This is a genomic window from Streptomonospora alba (assembly GCF_000826685.1).
GTDB lineage: Bacteria > Actinomycetota > Actinomycetes > Streptosporangiales > Streptosporangiaceae > Streptomonospora > Streptomonospora alba.
The window spans coordinates 329,353-343,948 of the sequence record NZ_JROO01000006.1 but is presented as its reverse complement, the minus strand read 5'-3'; the positions used below and the strand labels follow the sequence as shown (position 1 = coordinate 343,948).

Below are 14,596 nucleotides of genomic sequence, written 5' to 3'. Positions count from 1 at the left end.
GGATGAGCCCGGCCACCAGGATTCCCAGCGCGGTGTAGAAGCCGTCCATGCCTCCATTGGACGATGCCCCGGCCGGTGGGTGAACTAGCCCGGCCGCACAGAAACCCGTGGCGGACCCTCCGCGAAGAGTTATCTCTCTAGCGAGTTTGGCTCAGCCCAGAGCGCGGTATCGGCTGCCGTAGCGGATCAGCGGACGCGCATCGGCCGGGCGCTGGGTGCCCACGGCCGGCAGCGTCTCGACAGCGGCGATGTAGACGACGTGGTCACCGGCTTCCACCCGCTGCCGGACCGAGCACTCCAGCGCCGCGATGGCGGTCTCCAGCACCAGCGCGCCGCTGTGCTCGCCGCGCCGGTGGGGCTCGCTCGCCAGCAGCAGCCGCGCGCTGGGCCGCCCTTCGGCGGAGAACCGGCCCGCCACCGCCCGCTGGCCCTCGCCCAGCACGTTGACGGCGAACGTCCCCTGGGTGTCGATCACCTCGCACAGGTAGCTCTCCGCGGAGAACCCGACCATGATCAGCGGCGGCTCGGCCGAGACCGAGGTGAAGGAGCTGACGGTGCTGCCGACGTCGTCGCGGTCGTCCTGGACGGTCACCACGGTCACCCCCGTGGCGAAGCGGGACACGGTCTCGGTGAACTCCGCCGCTCCGGGGCTCACCTGACCTCCCAGCCGCCGGGCATGGTCAGCGACACGGCCGCGGGCAGGCCCGCACGCGCCGCCATCTCCTGCAGGTCCGGGGCCAGCGCCGACTGGGGCGCGGTGGCGCGGTCCTCGCTGGACTCGGCAGGCTTCAGCCGCTCCCACGGGCCGGCGACGGGGAAGGACCGCAGTCGGCCGCCGGGCAGGTCGGCCTTCTCGCGAGCCAGGCGCACCGCCGCGGGCAGTCCGCCCAGGTCGTCGACCAGGCCGCCCTCGCGGGCGTCGCGACCGGTGAGGATGCGCCCGCGCGCCACCGCGTCGACCTGCTCGTCGCTCAGCCCGCGGGCGCGGGCGACCTTGCCGGTGAAGTCGGCGTAGGTGTGGTCGAGCGCGGCGTTGACGCGCTCCCACTCCGACTCGCTGAACCCGCGGTCGGAACCGAGCATCGCCGCGTGGGCGCCGCCGTCGACCGACTCGTTGTTGACTCCCAGCCGCTCCATCAGGCCCGACAGCACCGGCTTGCCGATGTAGACGCCGATGGAGCCGGTGAGGGTGCCGGGCCGGGCCACGATCGCGTCGGCGTCCATCACGATGTAGTAGCCGCCGGAGCCGGCGATGTCGCCGAGCGAGGCCACGACCGGGGTGCCCGCCTCGCGGGTGAGGGCGACCTCGCGGCGGATGATGTCGGAGGCCACCGCGGAACCGCCGCGGCTGTCCACGCGGAAGACGACGGCGCGGACGTTCCTGTCGCGGCGAGCGGCGCGCAGGGCGGCCGCGGCCGTGTCGGCGCCTACCGTGGTCCCGCCCATCGCCGAGCGGCGGCTGCGCCCGCTGGTGATCATGCCGGTGGCGGTGATCAGGGCGATGTAGCCGCCGGGGCGCACGGGCACCCGTTCGGCGACCAGGGCGCGGTGATGGTAGCGGCCCACGTACAGCAGCCGCGTTCCGGCGGCGTCCGAGTCGGAGCGGGCAGCGCCGTCGCCGCCGGCCCGGTCGCCGTCGTTGTCGGCGCCGTCGTCGGAGCCGGCTTCCGTCCCGCCCCCGGATGCCGGGGACGAGGATGCGAAGCGGGCGCGCAGGTCGGCGTAGACCTCGTCGCGGTAGGCCAGCCGGTCGACCAGCCCGGCCTCCTGCGCCTCGCGCGCCAGCAGCGGAGCGCGGTCGACGAGTTCGCGGACCCGCTCGGCGGTCAGCCCGCGGGCCTCGGCGACACCCTCGACGACCTGCTCGCTGAGCGAGGCCACCAGCCGCTCGGTGATCTCGCGGTGCGGCTCGGTGTAGCCCTGCTCGGTGAACTGGTTGGGGGCGTTCTTGTACTCGTGGCGGGCGCCGCCTTCGAAGCGCACCCCCAGCCGCTCGGCCGCACCGCCGAAGAACGTGGTGCCCACGCTCAGCCCGGTCAGCCCCACCGCCCCCGTGGGGACAACGGAGATCTCGGCGAAAGCGCAGGCCAGGTAGTAGGAGGCGGTTCCGGGGCCGAACTCGCCGAAGGACTCCGCCCACGCGACGGTGTCCTTGCCGGCGGCGCGGAACGACGCGACCGCGTCGCGCACCTCCTGCACCTTGGCGAAGCCCAGGGGCCGCCCGTCGATCTTGGCCACCAGCGCCTTGACGCGCGGGTCGTGCGCACCGCGGCGGACGCCCTCGACGACGTCGCGCAATCGCTGGTGGCGCCGGGCCAGGATCTGCCCCAAGGGGTCGCTCGGCGCCTCCTCCGCGAGGCCGTCGGTGAGGTCGAGTTCCAATATGAGCGGGCCGCTGCGCCGCTGCTGGAGGCGGGAGAAAGGACCGGGCAGCTTGACTGGTTGCACCATGCCCCCAGGCTATTGACTTCCGCTCCCCGGGTTAAATCCCGGGAATTCCCACTGCGGCCGGGCGGCGGTTCGGTCCTACCACTACGCAGGGTGACCGGGGTCCGCCTCCAGGCCGGCGGCCGGAGCACCCGCCCGGCCCCATCGGTGGCGCGGTGGTCGATTCGGACCGTTATCGTCGTGGGGTCAAGCGTGGATGCAGAAGGGAAGCCCATGTCCGGCATGTCCGGTTCATCGCGGTCGCGAACCGCGGCCGCGGCCGCAGCCGCGGCCCTCGCACTGCTGGTGTCGGGGTGCGCAAGCGGCGGCTCCGGTGACTCCGGTGCCGCACCCAGCCCTCAGTCGACCTACAGCGCCGTGGTCGCCGCCGCCGAGCCGACCCCGGACACCGACGACTTCAGTGTGGTCGAGATCCAGGGCATCAAGATCGGCGCTCCTCAGAACTGGAGCATCGACAAGACCGGCGGACTGCTGTGCATGCGCCCGCCGGGCCAGGACTCCTGCGGCTACGGCGCGGTTCAGGTCATCCCGCACGTGGCTGAGAACGACCCGAACGACTGGCCCAAGAAGCAGTTCAACAAGCCCGACGGCTGGGCTTCGGACCCCACCTCCTGCCGCAGCCTGGGCACCGCCGATTCGGGCGGGGCGGGCGTCACCGGCGCTGAGCAGCTCGATGTCGACAACCCCCAAGGACTGACCCAGCACGCCGACGGGCTGCGGTCCCACCATCGCGAGTGGGAGGTCTCCTGCGACAACGGCGACACCTTCGAGACGCGGTTGTGGTTCCTGCCGGAGAGCGACATCGCCGTCTACGTGTGGTCGGTCGACGCCCAGTACTCCGCGCTCTACGACGAGATCGCCGCCTCCATGAACACCGACGACTACAAGCGCGACTGAGACCCGCCGCCCACCGTGTCGGCGCGGCCGCCCGAGCGCCCGGGCGGCCGCGCCGCGGTGCGCATCAGGCAGGCGCCAGCCAGACCGTCCCCAGCGGCGGCAGGGTCACCTCCGCCGATGCGGGCTGGCCGTTCCACTCCACCGCCTCGGCCCGTACGGTGCCCGCGGAGCCGACGGCGCCGACTCCGCTACCGCAGTAGGCCTGGGAGTCGGTGTTGAGCACCTCGCGCCACAGGCCCGTGCGGGGCAGGCCCACGCGGCGGGCCGTGTGCACCTCCGGCGAGAAGTTGACCAGGCACGCCAGCTCCGTCCCGTCCTCGCCGCGGCGCAGGTAGGCCAGCGTGTTGCCGGCGGCGTCGCCGCCCTCCAGCCAGATGAACCCGGCCGGGTCGGTGTCCAGCGACCACAGCGCCGGGGAGTCCCGGTAGACCCGGTTGAGTTCGGCCACCAGCGAGCGCACCCCCCGGTGGTAGGCGTGGTCGAGCAGCCACCACTGCACACCCTCCTCGTGCGACCACTCGTCGCCGTGGCCGATCTCGGAGCCCATGAACAGCAGCTGCTTGCCCGGGTGCGACCACATGAAGCCCAGCAGCCCGCGCAGTCCGGCGAAGCGCCGCCACTCGTCGCCGGGCATCTTGTACAGCAGCGAGCCCTTGCCGTGCACGACTTCGTCGTGCGACAGCGGCAGCACGTAGTTCTCGCTGTAGGCGTAGACCATCGAGAACGTGATCTCGTTGTGGTGGTGCTGCCGGTGGATCGGGTCGCGCTTGACGTACTCCAGGGTGTCGTGCATCCACCCCATGTTCCACTTGAAGCCGAATCCGAGTCCGCCGTGCTCGATGGGGCGGGAGACGCCCGGCCAGGCGGTGGACTCTTCGGCGACCATGATGATGCCGGGGTTGCGGCGGTAGGCGGTGGCGTTGAGCTCCTTGAGCAGCTCCAGCGCGTCGGCGTTCTCGCGTCCGCCGTGCTCGTTGGGCGCCCAGTCGCCTCCCTCGCGCGAGTAGTCCAGGTAGAGCATGGAGGCGACCGCGTCCACGCGCAGGCCGTCGATGTGGAACTCCTCCAGCCAGTACAGCGCGTTGGCGATGAGGAAGTTGCGCACCTCGGTGCGGCCGTAGTCGAAGATCAGCGTGTCCCAGTCGGGGTGTTCGCCGCGGCGCGGGTCGGGGTGCTCGTAGGTGGGCGAGCCGTCGAAGCGCGCCAGCGCCCACTCGTCCTTGGGGAAGTGCGCCGGTACCCAGTCCACCAGCACGCCGATACCGGCTCTGTGCAGCTCGTCGACGAGCGTGCGGAAGTCGTCGGGCGATCCGAAGCGCGACGTGGGCGCGTAGTAGGAGGTCACCTGGTAGCCCCAGGACCCGCCGAAGGGGTGCTCGGCCACCGGGAGGAACTCCACGTGGGTGAAGCCCATCTCGCGGACGTGGGCCACCAGCTGGGTCGCCAGCTCCAGGTAGGACAGTCCGGGCCGCCAGGATCCGAGGTGCACCTCGTAGACGCTCATCGGGCGGCGCTGCCACTCCTGGGTCTTGCGCTCCGCCAGCCACGCGTCGTCGCGCCAGGTGTAGCGGGAGGTGTGGACGACCGAGGCGGTCTGGGGCGGGCGCTGGGCGGCGAAGGCCATGGGGTCGGCCTTGTCGCGCCACACGCCGTCGCGGCCCAGGATCTGGAACTTGTACAGCGTCCCGTCGCCGGTACCGGGCACGAACAGCTCCCACACGCCGCAGGAGCCCAGCGAGCGCATGGGGTGGGCGGTGCCGTCCCAGTGGTTGAAGTCGCCGATCACCCGGACGCCCTGCGCGCCGGGCGCCCATACGGCGAATCCGGTCCCGCTGACCTCGCCCATGGGGGTGCGGTAGGTGTGCACGTGGGCGCCCAGGGCCCGCCAGAGCTCCTCGTGGCGGCCCTCCCGGATCAGGTGCAGGTCGAGTTCGCCGAGGGTGGGCAGGTAGCGGTAGGGGTCGTCGGCGACCGTCTCGACCACGCCGCCGCGGCCGTCGTCGTAGGCCACGGCCAGCCGGTAGTCGCCGGGATCGGCGCCGGGCAGGGTGGCGGCGAAGAGGCCCTGGTGGACGTGCGGCAGCTCGACGCGGGTGCCGTCCTCCAGCACCGCGTGCACCGACCGCGCCAGGGGGCGCAGCGTGCGCACGGCGGTGCCGTCGGCGGCGGGGTGGGCGCCGAGCAGGCTGTGCGGGTCGTGGTGGCGGCCGGCGACCAGCCGGTCGGTCTCTGCGGTCAGTTCTGCGGCGGGGACGCTCATGTGTATCGCGGCCATCCTGGGAGTGTCGTTGCGGGTCGGTCGGTTCACGCGGCCAGCGCCGCGATGGAGTCCAGCGGGATGCGCAGCCACGAAGGGCGGTTGTGCGCCTCGTAGAGCACCTCGTAGACGGCTTTGTCGTATTCGAAGGCGCGCAGCACGGTCTGGTGCTTCTCGGGGTCCACTCCGCCGCCGTAGGCGTATCCCGCGCTGAAGGCGTCGCGGTTGCGCTGGGCCCAGGCGCGCGCGGCCGGGGCCAGTTCGGGTGCCGCGGAGGAGCCCACGAGCTGGTAGCGGGCGGCGTAGTCGAACGAGCGCAGCATCCCGGCGACGTCGCGCAGCGGGCTGGAGGGGCGGCGGCGCTCCTCGACGGGGGCGGCGGGCTCGCCCTCGAAGTCCAGCAGCACCCACCCGGCGTCGGTGCGTACCACCTGGCCCAGGTGGTAGTCGCCGTGCACCCGCTGTATCGGCAGCGGCTCGTCGACCTCGGCCAGGGCCTCGTAGGCACTGCGCAGTACCCCGACATAGGGCTGCAGCTCGGGCACCTCGGCGGTGGCCTGGCGCAGCCGGTCGAGCATCGACCGGGCCAGCTCGCGCAGCGCGTGGGAGGAGAGCACGTCGGTGGGGAGCTCGCGGGCGAGGGCGCGGTGCACGGCCGCGGTCGCCGCGCCCAACCGCTCGGCTTCGCCCGCGAAGTCGCCGCCGGCATCGGCGGGAGCGAGACCGGGGGCGTCGTAGAGGTCGCGGACGCTGGTGGCGGCCAGCACCCACCCGTCGGTCGCGCTGCGCATGTACTCCTGCAGCATCGCCAGCGTGGTGGGGACCGGCCGGCCGTCCTGGGACACGTCGGTCTCGATCCAGGCGTAGGGGCGCGCCACATAAGGGGAGCCGGCCAGGGCGGCGGTCAGCTCCAGGTCGGGGTTGAGGCCGGGCCATAGCCGGCGGAAGGACTTGAGCACGTAGTCCTCCCCGTAGACCAGGGAGGTGTTGGACTGCTCCCCCCTGAGCACGAGGCTGCGCTGCCCGGCGTGCACGTCGTTGCCGTCCAGGCGGCGGAACCGCACCGGTGCCGGAGTCCCGCTCGGGGCGGGACCGCCGATGGCGTCCGCCTCGACGCCGTCGGCGGCGGCGAGGCGGTCCAGCAGGAGCGCGGTCAGCTCGGGATCGTGTGCGGCGTCGTAGACCGTGCGCGAAAGGCCCCCTAGGCGGCACACGCCGATTGCGGCGTGTGCCAGCTCCTCGCGCAGCGTCCCGGCCGGGCGCAGCCCGAGGAGCACCTGGTACCGGGATACGGAGTCCCGCTGACCGACCTCGACGACCAGGACGCGCAGTCCCGGATCACCGCAGACCAGCGGATGCTCCGCTTGGACCGTGACGGTCTCGATGGGTGCCCCCTTTCCGGCGAACCACCGCTGTCGTGGGATCCAGTCGGCCAGGAGCTCCTCAAGCTGAGTCATCTACGAGAGTCCTCTTCCGCTTATCGCCGCGGCCGGGAGGGGCCCGATGCGGTCGAGGCGCCGCCGGCGGACCCGTGGGCCGCCGCGGTGCCCGAACCGCTCGCCGCGACCGCCGGCCGCTGCCGCGCGGTCGCCGTGCCAGGCCGCGGAGTCGTTCGCGTTTGTCGGTTGCGGTCGTCGGTGGTCGGGCCGTCGGCCTCGTCGACGGGAGGCAGTTGGAACCAGTAGAAGCCGTGGCCCGGCAGCGTCAGCAGGTAGGGCAGCTCGCCGATGGCGGGGAAGCGCACCCCGCCCATGCACTCGATGGGCGTGACGCTCTCGAACCGGCGCAGGTCGAGTTCGACCGGCTGCGGGAACCGCGACAGGTTGTTGACGCACAGCATCCGGTCGTCGCCGTACTCGCGGACGAAGGCGAGCACGCTGGGATTGCTGGCGTAGAGCTCGGTGAAGTCGCCGGTGCCGAAGACGGGGTGCCGCTTGCGGATCTGGATCATCTTGCGGGTCCAGTTCAGCAGCGAGCCGGGGTCGTCGCGCTGGGCCTCGACGTTGAGCGCTTGGTAGCCGTGGATGGGGTCCATGACCAGCGGCAGGTACAGCCGGGCCGGGTCGCAGCGGGAGAACCCGGCGTTGCGGTCGGAGGTCCACTGCATCGGGGTGCGCACAGCGTCGCGGTCGCCCAGCCAGATGTTGTCGCCCATGCCGATCTCGTCGCCGTAGTAGAGGACCGGCGATCCGGGCAGCGACAGCAGCAGGGCGGTGAACAGCTCGATCTGGTTCTTGTCGTTGTCCAGCAGGGGCGCCAGGCGCCTGCGGATGCCGACGTTGGCGCGCATCCGCGGGTCCTTGGCGTACTCGGCGTACATGTAGTCGCGTTCTTCGTCGGTGACCATCTCCAGCGTCAGCTCGTCGTGGTTGCGCAGGAAGATCGCCCACTGGCAGTTGCGCGGGATGCGCGGCGTCTGGGCGAGGATCTCCGAGATCGGGTAGCGCTGCTCGCGGCGCACGGCCATGAACATCCGCGGCATCAGCGGGAAGTGGAAGTTCATGTGGCACTCGTCGCCGCCGGCCTCGAAGTCGCCGAAGTAGTCGACGACGTCGGCGGGCCACTGGTTGGCCTCGCTCAGCAGCACCCGGTCGGGGTAGAGGCGGTCGACCTCGGAGCGGATGCGCTTGAGGAACTCGTGGGTCTCCTTGAGGTTCTCGCAGTCGGTGCCCTCGCGCTCGTAGAGGTAGGGCACCGCGTCCAGTCGGAAGCCGTCGATGCCCAGGTCCAGCCAGAAGCGCAGCACCTCCAGGATCGCCTCCTGCACCGCCGGGTTCTCGAAGTTGAGGTCGGGCTGGTGGGCGAAGAACCGGTGCCAGTAGTACTGCCCGCGGACCTCGTCGTAGGTCCAGTTGGACTGCTCTGTGTCGACGAAGATGATCCGGGCGTCGCTGTAGCGCTCGGTGGTCTCCGACCAGACGTAGAAGTCGCCGTAGGGGCCGTCGGGATCCTCGCGCGAGGCGGTGAACCACGGGTGCTGGTCGCTGGTGTGGTTCATAACCAGGTCGGCGATGACCCGGATGCCGCGGCGGTGCGCCTGGTCGACCAGGTCCACGAAGTCGGCGATCTGCCCGAACTCCGGCAGGATCTTCATGTAGTCGGAGATGTCGTAGCCGCCGTCGCGCAGCGGCGACTCGTACAAGGGCAGCAGCCAGACGCAGTCGATGCCCAGCCATTCGAGGTAGTCGAGCTTGTCGATCAGACCGCGCAGGTCGCCGGTGCCGTCGCCGTTGGAGTCGTGGAAACCGCGGACGAGCACTTCGTAGAAGACCGCGTGCTTATACCAGTACGGCTCGCGGGGCTTCTCGTGGGTGAAGGTATCGGGCACGGCCGCGATGGGCGTCTGACTGGTGCCTTGCACCGGCTCTTGTGTGGTCACGAGGCTACTCCACGAGTTGGCTTTCCAGCGCCTGCCGCTTCAACGGCCCGGTGCGCGAAGAGCGGTGCGCCTTAGAGGAAGGCAGAACCCTTTAGCGCGAGCCTTGTCCAGCGGGGCCTGCTGTGAATATGTGTGCGGACTGGAAACGCGGGTCAAGGCGGACATAATTCGCCTCTCCCCAGATGTAAGACTGCCCGGATATCTGATCTGTCACGGTGATCCGGGATCCGGGGTCGAACCCCAGAGCGGGAAGGTCGAGCCGCACCGTAGCCTCATGCGCGTGGTGCGGATCGAGATTCACGACGGCGATCACGACGTCGTCGAGATCGTTTTCGCCTGCCCCGGCCAGCCGTTTGGAAAAGCAGATGAGCTCCGGGCGGTCGGCATGGTGGAACCGCAGGTTGCGCAGTTCCTGCAAGGCAGGGTGTTCGCGCCTGAGCGAGTTTAGCTTGCGCAGCAGGGGCGCGATGGTATTTCCAGCCGAGTCGGCCGCGGCCCAGTCGCGGGGTCGGTACTGGAATTTCTCCGAGTCGAGGTATTCCTCGCTCCCGGGGTTTATCGGGGTATTCTCGCAGAGCTCGTAGCCGGAGTAGACGCCCCACGCCGGAGACGCCAGGGCCGCGATCACCGCCCGCACCTCGAAGGCGGGCCTCCCGCCCTGCTGGAGGTAGCCCGAGAGGATGTCGGGGGTGTTGGTGAAAAGGTTCGGGCGCATGTAGGTCGCGGAGTCCCGGGAGAGCTCGGTGAGGTAGTCCTCCAGCTCCTCCTTGGAATTGCGCCACGTGAAATACGTGTAGGACTGGTGGAACCCGGCTTTGGCCAGCGCCGCCATCATCGCCGGGCGGGTGAAGGCCTCCGACAGGAAGACCACGTCGGGATCGTCGGCGGCGATCTCGCCCAGCAGCCGCTCCCAGAACGCCACAGGCTTGGTGTGCGGGTTGTCCACGCGGAAGATGCGCACGCCGCGCTCCATCCAGAACCGCACGATCCGCAGGACCGCGGCGTAGATCCCCTCGGGGTCGCCGTCGAAGTTCAGCGGGTAGATGTCCTGGTACTTCTTGGGCGGGTTCTCGGCGTAGGCGATGGAGCCGTCGGGGCGGCGGGTGAACCACTCGGGGTGCTCCTGCACCCAGGGGTGGTCGGGCGAACACTGCAGTGCCAGATCCAGCGCGATCTCCAGGCCCTGTTCGGCGGCCTCGGCCACGAACTCCTCGAAGTCGGCGACGGTTCCCAGGTCGGGGTGGACGGCGTCGTGGCCGCCCGCCTCGGACCCGATCGCCCAGACCGAGCCGGGATCGCCGGGGCCGGCGGCGAGCGCGTTGTTGGGGCCTTTGCGGAAGGAGTGCCCGACCGGGTGGATCGGAGGCAGGTAGACGACGTCGAAGCCCATTTCGGCGATGGCGGGCAGCCGCTTGGCGGCGGTGGCGAAGGTCCCCGAGCGCCAGGCGCCGCGGTCGCCGTCCATGACCGCGCCCTCCGAGCGCGGAAAGAACTCGTACCAGGAGCCCACCAGCGCGCGGCGGCGGTGCACCACCAGGGGGAAGCGCTTGGTGCGGGTGACGTGCTCGCGCAGCGGTTCGGCCGCCAGCCGGGCACCGACCTCGGGGCCGGCGGCCGCGGCCAGGCGCTCCTCGGGCGTGCGCGAGCCGTCGCGCAGCAGGGCTGCGGTGCGGGCCATCTCGGGGCGGCGCGGGACGCGCCGGGCGGCGCGGTCGAACAGGCGCGCGCCCTCCTCCAGCACCAGTTCGACGTCCTGGCCCAGCGGGATCTTGACGGAGGCGTCACGGCGCCAGGTGGCGATGGGGTCGCTCCAGGACTCGACGCTGAAACTCCATCGGCCCTCGTGGCCGACGGTGACGTCGGCGCCGTAGCGGTCGGTTCCGGGCGCGATCTCGCGCATCGGGCTCAGCGAGTGCCTGCGGCCCCGCGGGTCGTAGAGGACGACGGCGGCGCCCAAGGCGGCGTGGCCCTCGCGGATCACCGTGGCCCGGACGGGAAGGGTCTCGCCGGCGGCCGCCTTGGCGGTGCCGTAGCCCAGGACGGGTGAGACGTCGAGAATGGGAATACGTCCAATCACAGGTGCACCATCATTGTCGTCATGCCCGATTTTTGATCGGGTTGTCGGGTTTTCCGGGTCGACCCTGCGAGCCGCTGGTGCCACGGTGTCCGTGTGGCACGCCTGAGCCGTGTTCGGGCAGCCCGTGGCACCCGAATGGCCGTTCGATCGGCGTCGGTGATTTCGGTCCGGGCCTGCCCCTCTGTCTATCGTCAGCCCAGAACGCCGGCTGCGCCGACAACCCGAGGCGGGTAATTTTTGTGATTGTCGTCACACAGTCTTGGCGTTCCCCTGACCTGCAGGGATTTCGTGGAGTCAGGATGCGGCAAACCGGACGAAGGTTTATTTTCGGAGCTGGCGCAACTCGCGAACCAGGGGTTTCGGGTGTGTGTGATCCGGTTACACAAGTCCGACTGCGCGTCGGCAAGCACGGGTGCGAGGTTTTTCCCGAAAACTGACGAAATCCGGTATTTACCGGTTTTCGGAGCGATGTGGAGATCCGAAACCGGGGCGCAACGCGGAGTTTCCGTGATCTGTCGCAAAACGGGAGTTGCGGGTCGCGCCGCGGGTGGCGGATTGAGTAGCCTCACGCTGCGTGAAAGCCATTCGCAGGTTCACCGTCCGCACCGCCCTTCCCGACGAGCTGGCGCCCTTGGAGCGGCTCGCCGCCAACCTCCGCTGGGCCTGGCATGCCCCCACACGCGAGGTCTTCGCCTCGGTGGACGCCGAGGTATGGCAGCGCTGCGGCCGCGACCCCTTCCGCATGCTCGGCGAGGTCCCCGCGGACCGGTTCACCGAGCTCGCCTCCGACGAGGGGTTCCTCTCCCGGCTGCACGCAGTCGACGCCGACCTGGCCGCCTACGTCGAGCACGACCGCTGGTACCAGCACTACGCCCGCGAGCGCGAGGCACCCGCGGCCATCGCCTACTTCTCCGCCGAATACGGCCTGACCGCGGCGCTGCCCCAGTACTCCGGCGGCCTGGGCATCCTGGCCGGCGACCATCTCAAGAGCGCCAGCGACCTCGGGGTCCCCGTGATCGGGGTGGGACTGCTGTACCAGCACGGCTACTTCAGCCAGGCGCTCTCGCCCGAGGGCTGGCAGCTGGAGGACTACCCCGAGGTCGACCCGCGCGGACTTCCGCTGTCGCAGCTGCGCGACGAGGACGGCGCCCCTCTCGGCATCGGCCTGGACCTGCCCGGCGGGCGGCGGCTCAGCGCGCGGGTGTGGGTGGCTCGGGCCGGACGCGTGCCCCTGCTGCTGCTTGACGCCGCGCACGAGGACACCCCCGCCGAGCTGCGCGGGGTCACCGACCGCCTCTACGGCGGCGGCAAGGAGCACCGCCTGCGCCAGGAGCTGCTGCTGGGCGTGGGCGGCGTGCGCGCCGTGCGGGCCTACTGCGGGGTGACGGGCCACCCCGAGCCCGAGGTCTTCCACATGAACGAGGGCCACGCCGGCTTCCTGGGTGTGGAGCGCATACGCGAGCTCGTCGACCGCGGGCTGTCCTTCGCCGAGGCGGCCGAGGCCGCCCGCGCCGGCACGGTCTTCACCACGCACACACCTGTGGACGCCGGGATCGACAGGTTCGACCGGGACCTGGTGCGCCGCCACTTCGCCGACGGCGACTCCGTGACCCCGGGCCTGGAGAGCGAGGACATCCTGCGCCTGGGCGCCGAGGACTTCTCCGGCGGCGACCCCGAGGTGTTCAACATGGCGGTCATGGGCATGCGGCTGGCCCAGCGCGTCAACGGGGTCAGCAGGCTGCACGGCGCGGTCAGCCGCGAGATGTTCCGCGGCCTGTGGCCGGGGTTCGACACCGCCGAGGTGCCCATCACCGCGGTCACCAACGGGGTGCACGCGCGCACATGGGTGGCCGAGGAAGCCCAGGAGCTGGCCCGCCGGGTGGTACCCGACTCCGGCGAGTTCACCAGCGCCGAGGGCTGGCGCAAGGTCACCGGCGCCTCCGAGGCCGAGCTGTGGCAGATGCGCCGCACGCTGCGCGAGCGCCTGGTCGCCGACGTCCGCGAGCGCCTGCGCGAGTCCTGGAGCCGGCGCGGGGCCAGCCAGGCCGAGCTCGGCTGGGTCGACGACGTGCTCGATCCCGAGGTCCTCACCATCGGCTTCGCCCGCCGGGTGCCCTCCTACAAGCGGCTCACCCTGATGCTGCGCGACCGCGAGCGCCTGGCCTCGATGCTGCTGGATCCGGACCGGCCGCTGCAGATCGTCGTCGCCGGCAAGGCCCACCCGGCCGACGAAGGCGGCAAGCGGCTCATCCAGGAGATCGTGCGCTTCTGCGACGACCCGCGGGTGCGCCACCGGATCGTGTTCCTGCCCGACTACGACATGGCGCTGGCGCGGTCGCTGGTGCAGGGCTGCGACGTGTGGCTGAACAACCCGCTGCGCCCGCTGGAGGCCTGCGGCACCTCGGGCATGAAGTCGGCCCTCAACGGCGGGCTCAACCTGTCGGTGCGCGACGGCTGGTGGGAGGAGTGGTACGACGGCTCCAACGGCTGGGCCATCCCCACCGCCGACGGCGTCGAGGACCCCGACCGGCGCGACGCCATCGAGGCGGGGGCGCTCTACGACCTCATCGAGCAGCAGGTCGTGCCGCTGTTCTACGACTTCGACGACGACGGGCTGCCCAAGCGGTGGCTGGAGATGGTCAAGCACACGCTCGTCTCGCTGGGCCCCAAGGTCCTGGCCACGCGGATGGTGCGCGACTACGTCGCCCGCCTCTACCAGGGCGCGGCCGACTCCTCGCGGGCGCTGGCGGCCGGGGACATGCGCGGCGCGCGCGAGCTGGCGGCCTGGAAGCAGCGGGTGCGCGACGCCTGGCCGGGCGTGCGGGTGGACCACGTGGAGATGACCGGCTGCGAAGGGCCGCCGCTGGTCGGCGGCGACCTTCGGGTGCGCGCGTCGGTCGCGCTGGGCGGGCTCAGCCCCGAGGACGTGCGGGTCGAGGTGGCCGCCGGGCGTGTCTCCGACTCCGAGGCGCTGGTGGACCCTGTCGTCGCCGGGATGTCGCCGGCGGAGAGCGGCGCAGGCGGCGGCGACGGGCCGCGGTGCTATTACGGCTCGGTGCCGCTGCGGCGCGCGGGCAGCTGCGGTTTCACCGTGCGGGTGCTGCCGGACCACAGCCTGCTCGGCGACTGCGCCGAAATGGGCCTGGTCGCGGTTCCCGAACCCCCGGAAGGCGCCGCAGCAGGCATCGTGCTGCGCTGAGCCGGCCGGCCGCGCCCGAGGAGGGGGCTGTGGCGGCGCGGCCCAACCGGTGGCCGCCGGCCGCACCGGGCCCGTCCGCCTTGACCTCCGGCATGCCGCGGTCCCCATAATGGAGGTGAAACCGACAGGGGAGCGCTGAGGCGCTGAGAGTGCGGCCGCGACCGCAGACCCTCACACACCTGATCTGGGTAATGCCAGCGCAGGGAGTCGTGAACCCGTCCGCCGGTTCGGTGCGACCGCGCATCCCGCTCCATGCGGGACGCTCGGTGCCCGGCCGGCGCTCTCGGCTCGGGCCCCTCGCTCCGACACGCGAAGGGACCTTCCGTGAGTGACAGCACG

Annotated in this window: 8 protein-coding genes and 1 riboswitch; of the genes, 2 read left to right on the top strand and 6 right to left on the bottom strand. The window is 71.3% G+C overall.

All coding sequences use genetic code 11. The features are described from left to right. Positions 1-151: 151 nt before the first annotated feature. Together LP52_RS04275 and LP52_RS04270 are read right to left on the bottom strand one after the other, a co-directional pair. Positions 152-655, bottom strand: a complete 504-nt coding sequence (locus tag LP52_RS04275) for a flavin reductase family protein (protein ID WP_040270856.1) — start codon at positions 653-655, stop codon at positions 152-154. Next, on the bottom strand, positions 652-2,451 hold the full coding sequence (locus LP52_RS04270) for a S49 family peptidase (RefSeq protein ID WP_040270855.1): 1,800 nt from the start codon (positions 2,449-2,451) through the stop codon (positions 652-654). Before LP52_RS04270 ends, LP52_RS04275 begins: the two co-directional genes overlap by 4 nt. Positions 2,452-2,661: 210 nt before the next feature. On the opposite strand from LP52_RS04270, the gene LP52_RS04265 reads away from it, so the two are divergent. After that, on the top strand, positions 2,662-3,345 hold the full coding sequence (locus LP52_RS04265) for a hypothetical protein (RefSeq protein WP_040270854.1): 684 nt from the start codon (positions 2,662-2,664) through the stop codon (positions 3,343-3,345). Positions 3,346-3,409: 64 nt separating this feature from the next. Here the strand turns inward: LP52_RS04265 and glgB are convergent, their stop codons facing one another. The 4 genes from glgB to LP52_RS04245 form a co-directional block, all read right to left on the bottom strand. Next, positions 3,410-5,620: a 1,4-alpha-glucan branching protein GlgB gene (glgB, locus tag LP52_RS04260; RefSeq protein WP_394298175.1), complete on the bottom strand. Its 2,211-nt coding sequence runs from the start codon at positions 5,618-5,620 to the stop codon at positions 3,410-3,412. A 29-nt stretch (positions 5,621-5,649) separates the two neighbouring features. Further along, complete coding sequence (locus LP52_RS04255; RefSeq protein WP_040270850.1) at positions 5,650-7,059, bottom strand: maltokinase N-terminal cap-like domain-containing protein; 1,410 nt, start codon at positions 7,057-7,059, stop codon at positions 5,650-5,652. A gap of 20 nt (positions 7,060-7,079) precedes the next feature. Further along, on the bottom strand, positions 7,080-8,930 hold the full coding sequence (treS, locus tag LP52_RS04250) for a maltose alpha-D-glucosyltransferase (protein ID WP_394298179.1): 1,851 nt from the start codon (positions 8,928-8,930) through the stop codon (positions 7,080-7,082). A 142-nt stretch (positions 8,931-9,072) separates the two neighbouring features. Further along, entirely contained in the window at positions 9,073-11,058 is a 1,986-nt protein-coding gene (locus tag LP52_RS04245) for an alpha-1,4-glucan--maltose-1-phosphate maltosyltransferase (protein WP_040270849.1), read from the bottom strand. Between the two features lie 574 nt (positions 11,059-11,632). Between LP52_RS04245 and glgP the strand changes: the two genes are divergently transcribed. After that, on the top strand, positions 11,633-14,257 hold the full coding sequence (gene glgP, locus LP52_RS04240; protein ID WP_040270848.1) for an alpha-glucan family phosphorylase: 2,625 nt from the start codon (positions 11,633-11,635) through the stop codon (positions 14,255-14,257). A 116-nt stretch (positions 14,258-14,373) separates the two neighbouring features. Continuing rightward, a riboswitch (TPP riboswitch) is annotated at positions 14,374-14,480 on the top strand. Positions 14,481-14,596 lie beyond the last annotated feature (116 nt).